The sequence below is a fragment of the Chryseobacterium hagamense genome (assembly GCF_007991455.1).
Lineage (GTDB): Bacteria > Bacteroidota > Bacteroidia > Flavobacteriales > Weeksellaceae > Chryseobacterium > Chryseobacterium hagamense.
This window is the reverse complement of sequence record NZ_BJYJ01000004.1, coordinates 185,629-204,721: the sequence shown is the minus strand read 5'-3', so window position 1 is coordinate 204,721 and position 19,093 is coordinate 185,629. Positions and strand designations below refer to the sequence as shown.

Sequence of the window (19,093 nt, the reverse complement as noted above, 5' to 3'; positions counted from 1 at the left end):
TCCATCTCCCTGTACCTTAAATTACAGGGCGCTTAATAAAAACACATCTGTCTACATAAACCAATAGTCGTTATGGACTTTAAAAACATCCACATCGGAAAGATCATTCAAAAAAAGGTTGATGAAAGTGACATCAGTATGCTTCGTATCTGCAATTTTTTAAAAGCAAACGAAGCGCAGGTTTACCAAATGTATCAGTGCGAAGAACTCCCGACAGGCATTCTGCTGAGGTGGTCCAAACTTCTGGAATACGATTTCTTCAGGATGTACAGCCAGCACCTGATCCTTTATTCCCCGCAGAAAAGCTCCGAATGCAATCCGCTGAAGCAGGTTAAAAATTCCGGGCTCCCGCAGTTCCGTAAAAATCTTTACACTAAAGAAATTATCGATTTCATTCTTGAGCTGCTTGAAAGCCATACGAAGACAAAACTTGAAATCATCCAGGATTATAATATTCCAAAAACCACTTTGTATAAATGGATTGAGAAGAGTAAAAAGTAATCCGGCCTTTTGTTGAGATCACCGATCTGAAATAACGAATTCAGGCAAGTGCCGGATGATTTTATCATCCGGCCATTTAAATAAAATATAACCCCCCGTAATCCCGTCTCCGTATGAAAAATGTTCCGAACTACAAGAAGATTTACAGCGATATGATCTCTATGAAATATCCTGAAAAAGCTTTGTTCTGTCAAAAACTTTTGAAAAAAAATAGCATCAACATCATGGATGTCATCAGCCTCAACAGTATTATTAACGAAAACAATTCAGACCTGTTTTCCACCAATCAGCGGCTTAAATCTTATGATCAGCCTACCATCCTGAAAATGCTCGATTACCAGAAGAAACATGCACTGAACAACATTCAGCTGGCAAAACATTTCAAGATCAGCAGAAACTCAGTTACCAAATGGAAAAAAATGTTTGGTTATTAACGGTATCGCTTTACCGGAAAATGAAGGCGGCAGATTTTCTTTATTACTAACCTCCATCACCATATGATTTATCCTTCTCAATAAAGTTCCGTGCAGAATCTTTAAGCATAACTTGCCTTTTTAGACTGGTAAAAGGCAAAATTACAGCGGAGATTACCGGACTTATAGCAGGTTAATAGACAAACGGAATCAGTTTTTTTGTTTTTCGCCGGTACTCCAGGTAGTCTTCACCGAACTGTTCGATCAGCGCTTTTTCTTCCACTTTGATCCTGTACAGGAACGCCACAAAAGGAATGGTAAAAGCTAAACCCAGAGAAAGCCAGTTATTCAGGTATAAACCAAGCCCTAACGAAGTAAGCAGGGAAAAAGCATACGACGGATGCCTGATGTACCTGTAAAACCCTTCCCTTTTGATCTTATGGTCTTCGCGAATGGTGACATCCACCGTGAAATATTTACCCAAAGAGCGGATGATGACAAACCTTAAGATAATTCCGGTCCATATCAGGGCCGCTCCTGCATAATAAATCAGGACCTCATCGGAAATCGGAATTCTTATAAGGGATGAAACTGCAACAGCACTCAGAATAGATCCCGGAATGGCCATCCAGAGAATGTTCAGGGTAGACCGGTCTTTGCCTTTTTTATCCGTTTCACCGGATTTCAGGATATTTTTGTAAAGAATTTCCGTGATGAACCATACGAACATGGACACGGTAAACAAGATCTGTAAAGTCTTCATAACATCAGTTTGTATTGATTTACTTTAAACAGAGCTTACCGCTACAGCTGCTTCTCTTTATCCATCAGTTCCTTGATCTTACGGTCTTCCCAATTGCTTCCCAGCATAAAGTTCGGCATGAAGGTTCTCAGGCCATGAATGACCACGGCAATTCCCCAAAAGATCGGCAGTGAGAAATACTTCAGCTGCCAGATGGTATCTCCCGGCTGCAATTCTCTGTAATTGAGCACCAGGATAAAAATATTTACTGCGATATAGATAAACAGGAAAACATAGAATTTTTTGATTCTTTTTACCTGTCTTTCGGCTTCTTTGTAGCGGATGTCGTCTTTGCTGATATTTTCCATGATATACATTTTATCGTTTGTTTTGTTTTTCAAGAATCTCCCTGATTTTTTTGTCTTCCCATTTTTTACCGACACCGAATACCCCCATTCCATGTGCAGCAAGCCCGATTCCCCAGCCTAACATCGGATAAATGAACCAGAGGTCACCCGGGCTGGTCATGATGTTGACAATAATTAAAAAAGGAATGATGAGACAGTAGGAAATAAGGTTTCCGTAGAAGCTTTTGATTTCCTTAACGCGCTTCTGTGCCTTTTCATAGGACTCATTTTTTGTTTCCGGCAATATGCTTACGGCATTGGGCCTGGAAGAAAGCACCGGGAGCTTTACTTTAAAATAATCTTCCGATTTCTCAATGAATACGTTTCTCTTCGTCAGCAGGGAATACCGCTGAACGATATTCGACAGACCAATTCCCGAACTTTCCTTAATCTGCTCCCTTACCTGCAGGTTGTTTTCAATACAGAGCGTATCGTTTTCGGAGAAAATTTTAATGACCAAAGGTTTGGATGAAGTGGCGAAATTATGCTTGATGCAGTTCTCCAGCAGCAGCTGCAGCGACAACGGCACGACAAATCTCCGGTAATCATCTTTTTTCACGTCAAAAACAAAGTCTACGCTGTCTTCAAATCTCGTTTTCAATAAATCGCAGTAGGTTTTCGCAAATTCCAGCTCGTCTTCTACGGTTACGAGTTCCTTATCTTTCTGTTCCAAAACATAGCGGTAGATCTTTGACATCGAGGCGGTAAACTTCTGCGCCTGCTTGGGGTTTTCGTCGATCAGCGAGCTTAAAACATTCAAAGAATTGAAGAGAAAATGCGGATCCAGCTGGTTTTTAAGGCTTTCAAACTGGGCATTGGCCGATTTGGCAATCAGCTTCTGCTCCACCACTTCCTTTTTGGAAGTCTTTTTCAGCTCTTCCATAAAGCCTTTGGCATGGAGAAAGGCGGAAATCAAAAGGGCAATATTGATCGTAAACCAGTTCACAAAACCATATTTTCCTGAAAAATATTCTTCGGTGGTCGCTGCCTTCTGGAATACGACAAAATTCATGTAGTTGCAAAAATACACCATTACCGTATTGGCGATCAGGATAGAGACAATACTGATGACCGCCCTTTTTGTCGTCGCTTCAGACCACGGGAACTTCTTATTGAGATAATCGTTGATCAGCCCGTTTCCAGCACCCAGGATAAATGAATACATGAAACATACCGCCACGGTAAGCATGAAATTTTCCACCGTTTTCTCGCTGGTAAACCCAAAGAAAAAGACCATCGATGTGGCCACCGAGATCCAGCATAAAGTGATAAGGTTCTTCCGTTTCATTTACAATTTTCTTATTTCAAAAATAGGCTATATTCTAAGTACTAAAAATTATTTTTTTCCGAACGGTAGTTTTTTGGGACTGAACGGAAAAAACCTTCTTTCATGAGAAGGTTTTAAAGTATATTTCGGAATTATTTCGCCGCGCCGCTTAAAAAATACTGGGCTTCCGTTTTACTCCAGTTTTATTTGTATTTAAGTCACATCATCAGTAATTTAAAGAAAGGTCGGCCTACTGGGCTTGATTTATTGATTTCAAAGTATTTTAAAACGTTTAAAGCATAATTAATTGATAGGGCTTCCTATTATTCAACTTGTTATTTTTTGCTTGTAAAATGCAATTCTTTTTCATCTATATTTCTATCTTTTAAAAAATCCGCCCATTTTTACTTTTATAAGATCTTCAATATAAGTCCCCATCAAAGGTACTGCTTTATCACCTAAAATTCTATAATAAGGCTCTTCGTATTTTTGGGGTCTTTTATAAGAATAAGAATGTGAGTTTGAAATATCAATTCTCAAAGAAGGCTCAAATTCAATAGCTTGTGCTTTCACTAACTTTTCTTTTTGATAGCCGTGAAACTTATAAGGATCTCCCGGACTTGCCCACCTTCCGTCTCTGGTTTTATAAAAATCAAAGAACTGATATTTTTCATGGTATAATTTTCCACACCACTCTCCTACGAACAAGAGAACTGTATCATAAAGCCTGAATTTAGGTGCTCCATAATGATCATATGCTTTAAATTCTATAGTATCTGTGGGATAATTTCCGTAAATCTGTTCTTTAATTTTATACTTAAATCGAAATCCTCCCATATCTAATGAGAACACATTACAGTAATATGGATCTGGTTCCCAATCCATCGAAACTTTTTCTACAACAAAGATATAATACTTGGAAGGGTTTTTCTTTTTGCATTCTACAAAGGCGATGCAAGGTTCCGGCTCAAGCTGTACTCTTACTTTTTTCTTGATAATATCTGCAACTTTATATTTTTGGGTGAAATATTTATTGCTGTAAAAATATAATGTATCAGTAAGTTTTGCCCTTATTTCATAATTTCCTTTTTATCTGCGATTGTATTAAATTCTCTGTTTTTTGTGAGTTCTAAATAACTGTTTTTTTTTCAGCTTTTGTTTTTCTCCTGCATATTTCTATGCTTGCGTAAAGTATCATTTACAACAACCATTACAAAGTTTCTGTTCTTTGTAGTATCTCTGGCAATACCTCGGACCGTTATCTTTTGAGATTTATAAAACATTGACAGCAAAATCAAAAGTAACAAAATTATTTTTCCTCTCATCGATAAATTCTTATATCTTTTACGATCTTATTTCCGTAGAAAGCTTTCTCATCATTGGTGAAGTATGAATGATTCAAGACTTGATAATATTTACTATCTGACCTTGATATGGGTGTTTGCCACTCAACAATAAGGGTAACTGCATTATAAAAGGAAAACTCTTTATCACAAAATTTAAAATCTGTCGAGAAATTATAATGTTTTGTTTTAAAATTTGGAATAGGCCAAGCTGTTTTTGGCTGTATTTGAGTTATATCTTGTAATAATTTTGAAAATGGTTGACCAATATAATTAACTTTGTTTGCCTCAAATTGTTTTAAGTAATTTAATGTATCTAATTGTGCTTTGCTCTTTATAAACAAGAACAAAGCACAGAACAGGAATATTTCAGAAGACCATTTCATTAGCGATATACTTTGATATCTTTCACTATTTTGCTTCCATAAAGATTTTTTTCATCATTAGTGAAGTAGAAATCATGCAATTGTTGATAATATTCAGATGAACTTACTGGAATAGGTGTTTCCCACTCAACAGATAATGTTATTACATTAAAATAAGATTGTTCAACATTACAAAATTTAAATCGTGTACTAAAATTATAATTTTTATTTTTAAAATTTGGAGATGGCCAAACTGTTTTTGGCTGTATTTGGATCATATCTTGTAGCAATTTTGAAAACGGCTGTCCTATATAATTTGCCCTATTGGCTTCAAATTGTTTTAAATAATTTAATGTATCTAATTGTGCTTTGCTCTTTATAAACAAGAGCAAAGCACAGAACAGGAATATTTCAGAAGACCATTTGATTATCGATATACGTGTATATCTTGTATTATTTTACTGCCATAAAAAGCTTTCTCGTCATTGGTGAAATTACCATGATGAAGAATACCATAATAATCTGCTTGTGAGAAAGGAATTAAATCTGCCCATTCAATTGACATATTTATAACATTATGAAATGAGTAATCATAATCACAAAAGTTAAATATTGTTTTATAAGTTATATTTTTGTTATTAAATTTTGAAAATGGCCATGCCGTTTTAGGCTGTATCTGAGTCATATCTTGTAATAGTTTTGAAAAAGGCTGTCCAATATAATTAGCCTTGTTGGCTTCAAATTGCTTTAAATAATTTAATGTATCTAATTGTGCTTTGCTCTTTATAAACAAGAGTAAAGCATAAAATAGAAATATTTTAAAAGACCATTTCATTATCGATATACGTGTATATCTTGTATTATTTTACTGCCATAAAAAGCTTTTTCATCACTAGTAAAATAACAATTGTTTTAAAATGCAAGAGATGATGTCGTAGATTCTAATAATGGATTCTGCCATTTTATAAGTAATTTTATTGAATTGCCATAAGAATAATCTTTTTCGACAAATTTAAAATCGGTACTTAATATTATTTTTTTATTATTGAATGGTGTGTGGCTCCATACCGTTTTTGGCTGTATTTGGGTCATATCATTCAATAATTTTGAAAAAGGTTGACCAACATAATTTATTTTATTTACTTCAAATTGTTTTAAGTAATTTAAAGTATCTAATAATTGCGCCTTACTCTTAATTGAAAAAGTTAAAAGTATAATTCTATGGTAGATGTAGAAATTCCAGCTTTCATTGCGGTATTCTGATTAGCGATTACCGTTTGATTGAGGAGAGCTTTTGCTTTTAAATTTTCCGTAATTATCTTTTGACAAGGATCATCAAGACCATTCAAACCCGCATCTCCTCCGCTTCCCAAACATCCTGGCCGTACTCTATAAAATACTTTCGCCTGGGTACAGGGATCTTTCGGATAATCGATGGGAATTCCGCCCCCCCTCCGCCATGGCTACCGGGAAAGGATCATCGATCCAGGTAGCCGTTGTAGTGCAGGAAGTCACTAGCTTCCATAGACAGGATATTTTATTGGATCATTAAAATTACTATTAAATAAATAAAGCTGTAAATAGATGTAATGTTTTCATATTTGCAAAAAGGCTGTAGTTTTTGCTACAGCCTGTACTATTTTATTGCTTTATCAGATAATAAAAACCTCCAGGAATTACAGGATCACAAACTTGGTGTAATTCCATTGGCTTCTTTTTAAATATCTGTATTGCAGGTTGTCCATTTAAAGTCAATGTTCTTATTTCCATGTGACTTATACAGTCATTTTCTTTTATAGATATTTTGAGTCTACTATTATTAGTAGTATATTGTGCAAAAGGTGAAGTATTATTCATAAAATAATCTCCCCAAATAGCGTGATTTCTAGGATCTGATAGAGAAACGTTAATATCATTTAAAGTATTAATAATTTCTATTCCATTTTCTTTATATTGAAAACCTCCGATAATACAATCTTCAAAATATTGCCATACAGGAATTTTAATTTTCTTTATTAATACTATTTTAATATAAGATGTTCCATCATTATATACCCAAGTTCCTACATAGGGGTCAAATTTATCACCAATATCTTTATAATAAGTATTGGGAGTGTTTGTGGGATAAGTGTTATGCAAGTCTGCAACTGTCTGACAAGAAACTAAACTTGAAATGAATATCGTTAAAACTAAAAGTATATTTATCTTTTTCATAATTATTCGCAAGGTGTTGAGATTATTGTATTGTTTTCCAAAGTAATCTTCATCCATTTATTTGCTGTTTTGTCAAATTTATAAAGGCCTAATCCAAAGTTACCATATTTCTGTAAAAATTTTTTCTCTAATTCTGTAGGATTATCATCGAGACCTGCGTAATATTTATCATCTTCCGCTAATAATTGATCTCTTTTACCATCATAATTTAAAGAACTTAGATCGGAACGATCTAACATATCATCCACTTTTATTGAGATGGTATTAGAATCATCCGTTGCTATTGCATAAATATTGGCTTTTGTAGGGTCATTAGGACTTACAGGATTAGAACACACCACAATATTATATGCTACCGCTTTTGAAGGTGCAATATTTTCTTTACATAGCTTAAGCCACATGATATCTCCTACTGAAGGAATTCTTACTCCATTAGAAGGGTGATTGTGTGCATTGCCTTTTATAAAGCCTCCATAAGAAACCACTACCGAAAAGCCAACCCCTTCTTTTAAATTAGTGTCATAATCATAATCTTGGGTAGCATTATTGTATTTTCTCTCAATTTCATAAGTAAATTCTTTTTCTAATAAAGTCTTAGGTTTTAGATCTTCAAGAGCGTTATTTACTTTAGGATTCTGCTTTGCCTTTGTCAAAGTTTCACAGGGAGATTGCGGTGGCAATAGTTCTTCATCACTCCCGCCATCTCCAATCCCACCGCCATTACATCCGGGTAATACCCTGTAAAAAACTTTCGCCTGGGTACAGGGATCTTTCGGATGATCGATGGGAATTCCGCCGCCGCCCCCTCCGCCATGGCTGCCGGGAAAGGACGGGAAAGGATCATCGATCCAGGTAGCCGTTGTAGTGCAGGAAGTCACCACAAAGCAGCTTATAAATCCTCCGCAGGTACAGTTGCCGTAATCGCAGTTTGAAGTTCCTTGGCCGTGTACACAGTAATGAAAAGTGGTACAGACCGTATTGTAGATAAATCCTTTACTATGTTCTGCTTCTATCTTTATAGCCGGAATGTTCAGCCTGTTGTATTCGGTAGAACCTTTGTAAAGATCTTTCGGCAGGTTGGTAAACTCCTGATGGCCGAAGGTGAAGAAATCCATCTGCAGGAAGGTATCCATCAGCAGTTTCCGCTTCGCTGTAGGGTTATCGGCATTATACACATACGCTTCCAGGTAATCATTGGTGAAATTCTGAAGACGGGAAACGGCATTTTCCTCATCAATATTCACAATCAGCAATGAACTCAGTCCGGTCTGGTCTGCAGAAAGCGGCACATAGAGAACAGTCTTTTCACCGTTGTCCAATACCTGCATTTTATCCCAGACCGGCATCCCCTGCTGGTCGGGCATGGTGGAGAGGAAATCCTTTTCATCATTATAAGCTTGAAGGATCGCTACATAATCGACACTGCCTCTGGCTGCAGCCCCTCCTTTTGTAGAATGCAGGAAAAAATTGGCATTGTTTCTTTGGGGTTCGACATTACCGTTGGCAAAATCTTCGTTGTTACAGGACCAGAAAACGGTCAGAAAGACTATCAGGTAAGACAGCCTGAGAATAATTTTTCTCTTCATGGGTATTTTGTTTTTTTTAATGGGTCAAATATACTGTTCTTTTCTATATAGATGCAATATTTTGCCTTCAGGTTGGAAAAGATAAATATTTTTCCGTAATCAAGCTAAACTGTTCATCCAGGGACAAATTTGTTAAAAAAAATATTGAACGCTATCCAACTTTGGTTGTAAAATTTCCAAACCTTAGTTGTATTTTCTTTTTTTTATTACATTAGCATAAAATATAAAAATATGACTTTGGGGACCAAGCTGAATAAATTAAGGATAGGAAGAAATCTTACACAGGTACAGATCGCCGAAAGGCTGCAGGTCTCTCAGAATGCTTATAACAAATGGGAGAGCGACAAAGCGAAGCCTGCGATGGAAAACCTGATGAAGATTGCCGATTTCTACGAAACCGATGTCTATGAATTACTGGATGAAAAGGCTATCGTTCAGAATAATACGGATAAAGCCATTGGTAATATACAAGGAACTGTTACGATCAACCATTCAATTTCAGAAGAATTGATCAATAGCATTATAAAAAATCAACAGGACATCACAAAGCTTATAGAAGCCCAAAGCAGGCTTATTGAGAGTCTTCTTAAAAAAGAATAGTCCGGAAATAAAAAACCTTCTTTTGCAGAAGGTTTTAAAGTATATTTCGGAATTATTTCGCTGCGCCGCTCAAAAAATACTGGGCTTCCATTTTCCCCCAGTTCGGGTCCAGTGCGGTTTTGGGTTTAAAGGTATTGAATTTATCCAAAGCCATTTTAAAAAGTTCCATGCCTTTTGTCTTGCTTCCCCCGAACTGCTCCGGTGTGTAATAGGTATCTTCCGCTTTGATCAGGGTTACTCTTGGGTTGGATGGGTCCAGCTGCTCCGCTTTTTTCAGTTCTTCTTCTGCCTGGGATCCGAAAGTCCTGAACCGTTCCATTGGATTGACCATCATTTTAAGCGAATAGATCATTTTCTGAAGCAGATGAATTTCGGAATTGTTTTTTTCCAGAGATTCTGCTGCATCTACAAATTTCTGAGCCTGGTCTGCTGTTTCTTCCAATGCCTGGTTGTTGCCGCCCTGCATCTGCGATCTTCCTTTCTGGATGTAGGCCAATGCAGTGTAGTAATTGGGTTGCCATTTGTCTTTTTCCTTTTCGGCAATTCGCTGGAAATCGTTGGCCAATGCCTGCAGTTCTTCGGGAGACCGGGTGGCTTCCAGTTTGACTATTTTTTCAGTCATTACTTTTTCATAATTGGACTGAGCGTAAGTTACCAAGCTCATACAGCCTAAAGCAAAGCTTAAAAAGTATTTTCTCATGATTTCTAAATTTTTAAGATTATTCTATATTGATTTTAATTAAATTATCGATTAAAGATTATTGTCTATCGCTTCCTGGGTTTTATCGATTCCGAAGCTGATTAATGCGCCGATATAAACGAAAGTCTGGGCTGCAGGTAAAACCGGGGCACTCATTTCGCCGTTGGTGGAAAAACGGTAGCCGTATATGTTTTTATTGCCTAAAATATTGTTAACCCCGGCTACCAGGACAGTAAATGCCTTTGCATCTTTTTTCCCCAGATTCGGAAGATAGTTCAGGCTGAAATTCAGGGAACTGAAATCTTTTACCTTACCTTCCGTTTTAAGTATATTCTCTCCGTTTTGCACTATAATATTGTAGAAAGGCCGGCCGGAAGTATAGGTATAGGAAAAATTAAAACCCGTTTTCCATGAAGTCACAAACTTTTTCGCCACCAGGGAAATATTATGCTTTGCCGCAAAGCTTGGATAGAGTTCGGTAGGATAATTTAAGAATTCCCTTCTGCTGTCCAAATACGAATAAGAGATCCAGTAATCCACATTCTTAATGCTCTTCTTATCCCTCCATAAGACCTCCACTCCTTTTGCAAAACCGTTTCCATCATCGGGAAGCACAGCATTTTGGAATCCTGAAACCGAAGTTTTCACCAGGTTCTTATAATCTTTGTAAAATGCTTCCATCCTCAGCGTTCTGTTGTCCTCGCTTCGCTGGATCTGGAAAATATAGTGGGTCGCCTTCTGGAAATTCTGCTTAAAGCTCTGGGTAAGATATTTGGATTCCGGAGTCTGGTAAAAAATACCGTAGGCTAAAGAAGTTACCCATTTATCTGACAGCCGGTAGGCGGCTGAAACGCGCGGGGCTACATTCCATTGGTTCAGGAAGCTTGAATTTTCTGCCCGAATTCCTAAGCTGGCGGAGAAATTACGTCCGAAAGCCAGGTTATTTTCCGCAAACAAAGCCGTGGTAAAATTGCTGATGCTGCTCTTCTGCTGTGGCGAACCGAAGATGGAGAATGAAGACGTATCGTTTTCCGAAAGAAGCTCAAAACCGGCTTTGATATTGCTTACGGCTGCGATTTTTCTTTCGAAGACCGCCCGGCTGTTCCAGTACAGGCCTTCCGTATTCATATTGACATTGCCTATTTTGTTTCCTTCATTCACAATCCCTATTTCCAGATCATTTTTATTGATGCTGAAAGAAGACCCCAGGTTCATCAGGTAACGACCCATTTTCTTTTTGTAGGTAATGCTGTGAAAAGTGTTCTTCCCGTTAACCGAAGGCTGCTGCTCATCGTAATTCTGCTCCAGGCTTGGCTGCGAAACCGTCAGGGAATTGGCATCAAAGCTTCCGTAATATTTCAGGAAACCGCCGGATTTTGTTTTAATCCTGAAATTTCCGTTCACGGAAACACTTCTGGGTGCTTTGATAAAATCCGTCTCGAAATTCAGCACTTTGGTCACCAGTCCCAGATCAGAAATATTGGCATCGATCCCGTAGCTGAAGGTCTTCTTCTCATTAACGTGCTGGTAATCCCCGCCCAGCGAAAAAGGAAAAATATTGAAGGCATAGGAACTTTCATCCGGCATATCCACACTTTCCAAAAGCAGAACGGAAGACAACGCCTGTCCGTACAAAGCGGAATAACCGCCGCTGGAGAATACGCTTCCTTTAAAAATAGAAGTATTAAAACGTTCCCTTCCCGCCAGTCCCGGCACCGAGCTGCTGAAATAATTGTTCACCAGGTTACCGTCGATGTAAAATTTGGTTTCGGCACCTGTACCGCCTCTTACGAAAAGGCCCTCATTGTCTCCGGCGTTCTGTACCCCGGGTAAAAACTTGTAGCCGGTAGTGGTCTGGCCCTGGGAACCTGCCGTCGTATAAATATCCATCGGCGTCAGGGCGGCAGTTGCTCTTCTTTTATCGCTGGCTTCAATGGAACCTGCAGAAATAACCACCGCATCGATTTCGCTGATCTGTTCTTTTATTTCCGTATTGATTACCAGATCCTGGTTTTCAATAAGAATTGATTTTTCGACGCTGGTGTATTTAGGATTTGTAAAAACGATGGTATAATTTCCTTTTTCGGAGGTTTCAAAAGAGAAATTTCCGCTGCCGTCTGTAGTCGCGCCATCGTAAGTATCTTTTAAGGTTACGCTTACCTCTCTTACCCCTTTATTTTTGTAGGTTACTTTTCCCGAGATTCTGATCTGTGCAAAATGGAAAGTGAAAGATAAAAAGGTAATGAGAAGTAATAGTTTTGTTTTCATAGCTGTTTCTATTTCGATTCAAAAGTAGGTCGAAATTCCAGGGATAATAAATTTTTGTCACTGAACGGTAGATTTTACAGGCCGAACGGTAAAAATTGATTTTTTGCCTGTGATGCAGGGATTAAATTGGAATTTGAAAAAAAGATTTTAACGTTGGCCAGATGCAGAAATCAGGTAATGAAGCTGAAAGAGAAAACCGGATGCCGGAAGTTTCTTTTATTAGCAATATGGCCAAGGCATTTATTATCATTTAAATCATTTTTACGCACTCAGAGCCTAGTTGAGTCCATACTCAATAACTGATTGAAAATAAGTTGAATATCATCAAATTTTCCTGTTTTAAGTATGATCCCATAATTTAGCCAACCCTAAAGGAGTGGAATTTAGATTAAGATATTATCCGTGATTTTTATAATTTAGGGATAAGCCTTTACCCCTTCATATTTTCAAACCTGATATTCAGTAAATTGAATTGACGGGAAAAGCGAATTGACCATTTACGGTTTCATAAGGTTAATCAACCGGAATGCAGAAATCCACGGTCATTTTGCCTTCGGGATGTTCTTTGAAATTGGTATGGCAGATTTCAAACGGGAAAGCTTTACGTACGGAGTAACCGTTCTCTTTCATCCACAGAAAAAGGGAAACCCAGCTTTTCTCGAAATCATCCAGGGTGACTTCCCCGCTTCCGACGATGAATTTCCCGGCCCCAATGGTTTCGGCAAATATTTCGCTTTCCTGCTTTTCCAGTTTTTTATCCAAAAGCATGCAGGCATGGATTCTTACTTTATCCGGAGGCGTCACTTTAAAACTGTCGTGGTACACCGAGACCATCTTTATATTTTCCCGGGGAAAAAGATTGTTTTCCTTTGCCCAGTCGGTCAGAAGGGTATAAGAAGATTCCACATGGGCAATTCCCAGGCTCATCACGGCAGCCAGATTCATTTCAGGAAGCTCGGTAACTTTAATTTTTAAATTCATTTCTGTCCAGTTGATCAGGTTTTCGATATGGCAAAGATAGGTGCTGAAAACCGTATCGGCTTGTCCGTTCCTGCTTTCCTGTAAACGGATCTGATGAAAGTTCTCCGGCGCAGATTTCCTGAATGCGGAAGGGGAATGCCCGTAATGTTTTTTGAAGTTCTTTGTGAACGTAGAATGGCTTGAAAAGCCGAATTGGAGATAAATATCCTTCAGGCTCAGCGGCTTCCTCAAAGCCAGGTAAAACGCCGATCGCTCCATTCTTTTCCTGTTGATGTACTGCTGAACCGTTTCGCCGGTAACCAGCCTGAAAATCCTGTGGAAATGAAACGGTGAATACGCTCCGACCTCAGCAATTTTCTGCAGAGACAGTTCGGCGTCCAGGTGGTCATCGATATATCGGATGGCTGTTACAATTCTCTTTTTATATTCTTCCACGTTTCAGGCGCTTGCTGCAAATGTATTAAGTCCGGAATAAATTAACTTGCCTTTTGTTGCTATTCTGTAAAAAATCCTCGGATTGTGAAACTTTTCGCTAAATCTTTATTAAATTTATCCTGCAATCACTTTAAAACATTTAAACAATGAAAAGTAAAACATTAGCCTTATTGGCAGGCTGCGCTCTTTTTGCGGTTTCCTGCGGAACCACAAACACGTATCCGGTACTGTCCAAAAGCAACACCCAAACAGGAGGAACCGCCAAATTTACCCAGAAAGGAGATGAGGTCATCATGAAGCTTGCCGTAACCAATCTTACGCCGGGAATCCATGCCGTACACATCCATGAGAAAGGAGACTGCTCAGCGGCTGACGGAACGTCTACGGGAGGACACTGGAACCCGGCCAAAGACGATCACGGAAAATGGGGTGCCGAACACTTCCACATGGGTGATATCGGAAACCTTACTGCTGACGGAAGCGGAAATGCAATGCTGACCTTCAAGACCAGCAAATGGTGCCTGGGTTGTACAGATGCTTCCAAAAACATTATCGGAAAAGGAATGATCATTCATGCTGCAGCCGATGATTTCCATACGCAGCCGACGGGAAATGCCGGAGGAAGAGTGGGATGTGTGGAGATTAAGTAGTCAATTCACTTTAAATAAAAATCGCTAATAGTATTAGCGATTTTTATTTTAAGCCAAAACCTTTCAAACATTTCCCTTTTTTCCGGTTTTCAAAGTTTTTGGGATATTATCTGAAATCTTTGTTGAGTGGATCATTCTGTCAAAATCAGATTTGTATTCCTTATCTTGAACGGTTCTAAATTTTTCGTATTGCGTTTCTGCCAATTTTTTAGCTATGGAAGAAGATACTTTACCGGAATCTTTCAATAGATCATATTCGTTAAAGGAAAGGAAACTATCCAGCCTGCTGATCCACTCTATCATTTTTATTCATTCTGTCTCCTGGCCCTATTCACTGCAAAATCCAGGTACATGGTTACGATAGTATTGAGTTCTCTCAATTCATCTTCATTCAAATAGTTTTTAGCAACAGAAACATCAGTTCTCAATATTTTACCTCCACTCTTTTCATTTTTCCAGGAGGTAAGTCCCATATTGGTTTAGCAGCATCGGCTCTGAGACTGATGAGTTCTGCCGCTGTATGGTTGTGAATTGTCCAATGAAGTTTATTCTGTACCGTTGCATAAAATTCCTTAGTAAGAGGCGATTGAATATCATAATCAATAGCTGTAGCATAAATATCCGTAATCTTTTGGTAAAACAGTCGTTCACTTGCGCGGATCTCCCTGATTCTTTCAAGTAATTCTGAAAAATAATCTTTACCAAATAACTGATTCCCTTGTTTCAACCGTTCATCATCTAAAGCAAATCCTTTAATCAGGTACTCTTATAAAACAGAAGTTGACCATTTTCTGAATTGGGTGGCCTGATAAGAATTTACACGATATCCTACGGAAATAATGGCGTCAAGATTGTAAAATTTTGTCCTATACTTTTTATTATCGGATGCAGTTGTCAAAATTTCTTTTACAACTGAATTTTCTTCAAGCTCTTCTTATGTAAAAATGTTGGATAAGTGATAACTAATATTTTGTTTTGAGGTATTAAAAACGGCTCCTATTGAATTTTGCGATGCCCAGATCGTTTCATCCTTTTTATACTATTACCTGTACTTTTATTTTATCATCCTGCGACTGATAAAATATAAAATCCGATAAATTTTCTAATTGTTTTCCATCTGTTATTCTGCTATTTTATGTTTTTATGATGATTCAAATATAAGAAGTTCTCTGAATAAAAGCAGATTATTACCGGACATAAAAAAAACCGCTGACTATCATCAGCGGTTTTGTATGTTAAGACTTTGCGCTCATGTCGGCAATAATGTTCATTGCTTCCTGAAGGTACAGGTCTTTTTTAAGGTTTTTAATCCAGATTTCGGATTTCTTCTTGAAGGCTTCATCTTTTTTCTCCCTTTCGATTTCGTTCTGGTACAGGGTAAACTGAAGTCCGTTTTCAAATTTCGTCAACGACTTGAATTTGTCAATCTGCGCTTTTCTCTGCTTCATCAGTTCATTGAATTTATTGATATTCAAAGTGATGGTTTCTTCTTTATCCAGTTTCTCTCTCCACTGTGCCGACTCCAATAAAAGCTGATATTTCGCATTCTTCGCCATCCGGTCATTGCTGGCTTTTTCCAGTGCCTGAATATTGAAATAATTCAGTTTCTGGAAGCTGGTGGAAGGAATCTTATCCCAGGCAAGCGCATAATCATCATATCTTTCTCCAACCTCAGCATAGGTAAAGAAGTCTTTCATCTGAATGTCGGACACAATTCCTTTTCTCTGGGTAGATTCTCCTGTGATTCTATAGAACTTCTGGATGGTCAGTTTCAGGGATCCGAAATCATCTTCCGTATTTAAGAACCGGTTCAGGTCTACGAAGGTCTGTACGGTTCCTTTTCCGAAAGACTGAGGCGACCCTATGATCATGGCTCTTCCGTAGTCCTGCATCACTCCAGCTAAGATTTCCGATGCCGAAGCAGACAATTCGTTCTGCATAATCACCAACGGACCTGTCCATACCGGTGTCTCATTCTTATTCTTTAGGGTCTGTATTTTTCCGTTTCCGTCTTTTACCTGAACATAAGGTCCGGCCTGCATAAACAGTCCCATGATATCCCCTACTTCCGTTAAAGATCCTCCTCCGTTGTTTCTTAGATCAAGCACAATTCCCTGGATTCCCTGCGCTTTCAACTTAACAATCTCATTTTTAATGTCGTCCGAAGCATTTCTGCCGTTCGGATTTTCAAAATCGGCATTAAAGCTCGGTAAATTGATGAATCCGTATTTTTTGCCGTTCGGCGAGTTTACCACGATACTCCTTGCGAAAGTATCTTCAATGGCTACCTCCTCCCTAAGCATGGTTACATCCTTGATTGTCCCGTCTTTCTTCTGAACGGTAAGGGTTACCGGTGTACCTTTTTCCCCCCGGATCAAACGTACTGCTTCGTCAGAAAGCATTCCTACGACGTTCACGGCATCTTCTTTCGGTTTGGATCTTACTTTAAGGATCTTGTCCCCTTCTGAAAGCTGCTTCGATTTCCACGCCGGTGCTCCGATCGTAAGGGCACCCAGATAGAGATTTCCTTTTTTCTCCTGAATGATCGCTCCGATCCCGATAACTTTTCCGGTGAAGTTGGTATCGAAATCCTCTTTATCCTTAGGGGAATAATAATTGGTATGCGGATCGAAAACTTCGGTATAGGCATTCATATAGACCGTAAACCAGTCCATTTTCTTTCTTTTCTTGAATCTTGTAAAGGTTTCTTTTACCAGATCCTTCACCTCATCGGTCGCTTTTTTCAGCTTTTGGTCTGGTGCGAGAGGTTGATATTTGATGGTATCTTTCAGGTTGTATTTCTGTACGGAATCCTTCTTTTCTTTCTGCGCTTCTTCCTTGCTGTTCATCGACTCAATTTCCTGGAGGATGTTGTATTTGATGAACTTTTTCCATTCATTGTACTGTTCCTGTTTGTTGGCCGGAACTTTCTTCACTTTCGGCTCTAAAACCAGTGTTTCATCTTCTTCCAGGTTAATCGGTTTGCTGAAGATGTCCTGTGTGATTTTATCGATTTCGTCTACCCTCTGGTAAAGCCGGTCGATGGTAAGTTTATAAAACGTAAGATCGCCCTGGTTGATATAGTCGTCCAGCTTGGTTTCATGCTTGCCGAATTCATCCATATCCGACTGAATAAAGTATCTTTTACCCGGATCCACCAATTCGAAATAATGCTTGTAAACATCCTTGGAGTAAGCATCATTAATCGGTTTCGGGCTGTAGTGTAAATAAGAAAGTGTATTTTTTACGCTCACCATTATCGTCTGCATCTTTTCGTCATCATTCTTTGGCGAGTTGAAACAAAACATTAGACTTGTTAATGGAATCAGGAGTAAAAATTTATTTAGCTTAAAATTTTTCCACATAAATCTGTCATGTATTTTTATTAATTTCTAAAAAGTTTGTTTGATAGGTCGCCGATTTTCCGGCATCGTTACAAACTATCAAATTTAATACCTTATTTGCAATTATCAATTACTTTTAAGAGATTTTATCAATAGTACGGTATTTCATCAATTCAGACTGTTAAAATCCGGAATTAAGAGAATAAATCATAAACGTAAAAACTTATGACTGATGTTTTTTGGTTTGTATTTTAAATAAAAATATGAAAACAAACGAGTACATACGGGCATACTATTCCCGGCTATTACCCGTATATATTTTGGTAAGATTTGTGTAGAGAGATTCGGTACATGTTCAGATAATATTTAAATACAAAGGTTTTTAAAGAAAAGCTTTTATAGTATATTTGTTAAAATTAAAAATGTATATGGAAAGACCACTTATTCTGGTAACGAATGACGACGGAATTACAGCGCCGGGTATCAGAAATCTTGTCAGTTTTATGAATGAAATCGGAGAAGTAGTGGTGGTAGCGCCCAATTCTCCACAGAGCGGTAAAGGCCATGCCATTACCATCAACTCTACCCTAAGCTATGAAGAAGTCCATCTGGACGGCCCGCAGACTGATTTTTCCTGCAGCGGAACACCGGTAGACTGTGTAAAGATGGCACTCGATAAAATTTTGCCGAGAAGGCCGGATATCGTGGTGTCCGGGATCAACCACGGGGCGAATTCATCCATTAATGTGATCTATTCGGGGACAATGTCTGCCGCTGTGGAAGCCGGTGTGGAAAATCTTCCTGCGATCGGGTTTTCGCTGCTGGATTTCAGTTGGGAAGCCGATTTTACCCAGGCCAAAGAATACATTCAGAATATCGTTAAAAGAACACTGGAAAATCCGATGCCGAAAGGAATCGTTCTCAATGTCAACATTCCGAAGCTTACGAAAGAAGAAATCAAAGGCGTTAAGGTCTGCAAGCAGGCCCATGCCAAATGGGAAGAAAGCTTTGACGAAAGGGTAAACCCACATGGCAAAAAATACTACTGGCTGACCGGCTATTTCAACAATATGGATGAATCCGAAGATGCCGATGAAACGGCTCTGGCCAACGGATATATTTCCATTGTCCCGGTAAAGTTTGACCTTACTGCTTATGAGTATATGAATACGCTGAATGAAGTAATGAAATTTGATTAACAAAAATAGATAAGGCGTAAAAATTTACGCCTTAATTTTTTCCTACGGATTTCACAGATTTCCACATCATTCCTTGGG

At 38.4% G+C, this 19,093-nt stretch carries 19 protein-coding genes and 1 pseudogene; 5 read left to right on the top strand and 15 right to left on the bottom strand.

The annotated features are described in order from the left end of the window. Positions 1-72: 72 nt before the first annotated feature. Both CHA01nite_RS06925 and CHA01nite_RS06920 read left to right on the top strand, forming a co-directional pair. Positions 73-501 (top strand): transposase, encoded by a 429-nt coding sequence (locus CHA01nite_RS06925; protein WP_146940577.1) that lies wholly within the window; start codon positions 73-75, stop codon positions 499-501. A 113-nt stretch (positions 502-614) separates the two neighbouring features. Next, positions 615-935 carry a helix-turn-helix domain-containing protein gene (locus CHA01nite_RS06920; protein WP_146940576.1) on the top strand — a complete coding sequence of 107 codons (321 nt, stop codon included), beginning with the start codon at positions 615-617 and terminating at the stop codon, positions 933-935. Positions 936-1,107: 172 nt separating this feature from the next. Here the strand turns inward: CHA01nite_RS06920 and CHA01nite_RS06915 are convergent, their stop codons facing one another. The 9 genes from CHA01nite_RS06915 to CHA01nite_RS06870 form a co-directional block, all read right to left on the bottom strand. Continuing rightward, positions 1,108-1,677: a methyltransferase family protein gene (locus tag CHA01nite_RS06915; protein WP_146940575.1), complete on the bottom strand. Its 570-nt coding sequence runs from the start codon at positions 1,675-1,677 to the stop codon at positions 1,108-1,110. A 41-nt stretch (positions 1,678-1,718) separates the two neighbouring features. Continuing rightward, positions 1,719-2,024, bottom strand: a complete 306-nt coding sequence (locus CHA01nite_RS06910; RefSeq protein WP_146940574.1) for a 2TM domain-containing protein — start codon at positions 2,022-2,024, stop codon at positions 1,719-1,721. 10 nt (positions 2,025-2,034) lie between these two features. Next, positions 2,035-3,351 (bottom strand): 2TM domain-containing protein, encoded by a 1,317-nt coding sequence (locus tag CHA01nite_RS06905; RefSeq protein ID WP_146940573.1) that lies wholly within the window; start codon positions 3,349-3,351, stop codon positions 2,035-2,037. Between the two features lie 357 nt (positions 3,352-3,708). Further along, positions 3,709-4,215 carry a hypothetical protein gene (locus tag CHA01nite_RS06900; protein ID WP_146940572.1) on the bottom strand — a complete coding sequence of 169 codons (507 nt, stop codon included), beginning with the start codon at positions 4,213-4,215 and terminating at the stop codon, positions 3,709-3,711. Between the two features lie 436 nt (positions 4,216-4,651). Beyond that, positions 4,652-5,059, bottom strand: coding sequence for a hypothetical protein (locus tag CHA01nite_RS06895; RefSeq protein WP_146940571.1), 408 nt, complete (start codon positions 5,057-5,059; stop codon positions 4,652-4,654). Further along, complete coding sequence (locus CHA01nite_RS06890) at positions 5,059-5,316, bottom strand: hypothetical protein (RefSeq protein WP_146940570.1); 258 nt, start codon at positions 5,314-5,316, stop codon at positions 5,059-5,061. The genes CHA01nite_RS06895 and CHA01nite_RS06890 overlap by 1 nt, the downstream gene beginning before the upstream one ends. Before the next feature lie 149 nt (positions 5,317-5,465). Beyond that, entirely contained in the window at positions 5,466-5,873 is a 408-nt protein-coding gene (locus CHA01nite_RS06885) for a hypothetical protein (RefSeq protein WP_146940569.1), read from the bottom strand. Between the two features lie 806 nt (positions 5,874-6,679). After that, on the bottom strand, positions 6,680-7,252 hold the full coding sequence (locus tag CHA01nite_RS06875; RefSeq protein WP_146940568.1) for a DUF6705 family protein: 573 nt from the start codon (positions 7,250-7,252) through the stop codon (positions 6,680-6,682). A 2-nt stretch (positions 7,253-7,254) separates the two neighbouring features. Then, positions 7,255-8,838: a hypothetical protein gene (locus CHA01nite_RS06870; RefSeq protein ID WP_146940567.1), complete on the bottom strand. Its 1,584-nt coding sequence runs from the start codon at positions 8,836-8,838 to the stop codon at positions 7,255-7,257. A gap of 231 nt (positions 8,839-9,069) precedes the next feature. Between CHA01nite_RS06870 and CHA01nite_RS06865 the strand changes: the two genes are divergently transcribed. After that, a complete protein-coding gene (locus CHA01nite_RS06865) occupies positions 9,070-9,438 on the top strand; it encodes a helix-turn-helix domain-containing protein (RefSeq protein ID WP_146940566.1) in 369 nt (122 codons plus the stop codon). Positions 9,439-9,490: 52 nt separating this feature from the next. Here CHA01nite_RS06865 and CHA01nite_RS06860 read toward each other — a convergent pair whose 3' ends face one another. The 3 genes from CHA01nite_RS06860 to CHA01nite_RS06850 form a co-directional block, all read right to left on the bottom strand. Continuing rightward, positions 9,491-10,138, bottom strand: a complete 648-nt coding sequence (locus CHA01nite_RS06860; protein ID WP_146940565.1) for a hypothetical protein — start codon at positions 10,136-10,138, stop codon at positions 9,491-9,493. Positions 10,139-10,189: 51 nt separating this feature from the next. Further along, positions 10,190-12,406: a TonB-dependent receptor gene (locus CHA01nite_RS06855; RefSeq protein WP_146940564.1), complete on the bottom strand. Its 2,217-nt coding sequence runs from the start codon at positions 12,404-12,406 to the stop codon at positions 10,190-10,192. A gap of 513 nt (positions 12,407-12,919) precedes the next feature. Beyond that, positions 12,920-13,822: an AraC family transcriptional regulator gene (locus CHA01nite_RS06850; protein ID WP_146940563.1), complete on the bottom strand. Its 903-nt coding sequence runs from the start codon at positions 13,820-13,822 to the stop codon at positions 12,920-12,922. 146 nt (positions 13,823-13,968) lie between these two features. On the opposite strand from CHA01nite_RS06850, the gene CHA01nite_RS06845 reads away from it, so the two are divergent. Then, positions 13,969-14,472 carry a superoxide dismutase family protein gene (locus CHA01nite_RS06845; RefSeq protein WP_146940562.1) on the top strand — a complete coding sequence of 168 codons (504 nt, stop codon included), beginning with the start codon at positions 13,969-13,971 and terminating at the stop codon, positions 14,470-14,472. A 63-nt stretch (positions 14,473-14,535) separates the two neighbouring features. Here the strand turns inward: CHA01nite_RS06845 and rhuM (CHA01nite_RS21020) are convergent, their stop codons facing one another. The 3 genes and pseudogenes from rhuM (CHA01nite_RS21020) to CHA01nite_RS06835 form a co-directional block, all read right to left on the bottom strand. Continuing rightward, positions 14,536-14,775, bottom strand: coding sequence for a RhuM family protein (gene rhuM, locus CHA01nite_RS21020; RefSeq protein WP_307725980.1), 240 nt, complete (start codon positions 14,773-14,775; stop codon positions 14,536-14,538). 2 nt (positions 14,776-14,777) lie between these two features. Continuing rightward, positions 14,778-15,370, bottom strand: a pseudogene (rhuM, locus tag CHA01nite_RS21015) (RhuM family protein). A 337-nt stretch (positions 15,371-15,707) separates the two neighbouring features. Beyond that, entirely contained in the window at positions 15,708-17,837 is a 2,130-nt protein-coding gene (locus CHA01nite_RS06835) for a carboxy terminal-processing peptidase (protein ID WP_146940561.1), read from the bottom strand. 407 nt (positions 17,838-18,244) lie between these two features. Between CHA01nite_RS06835 and surE the strand changes: the two genes are divergently transcribed. Continuing rightward, complete coding sequence (gene surE / locus CHA01nite_RS06830; RefSeq protein WP_146940560.1) at positions 18,245-19,015, top strand: 5'/3'-nucleotidase SurE; 771 nt, start codon at positions 18,245-18,247, stop codon at positions 19,013-19,015. Positions 19,016-19,093: the final 78 nt, after the last annotated feature.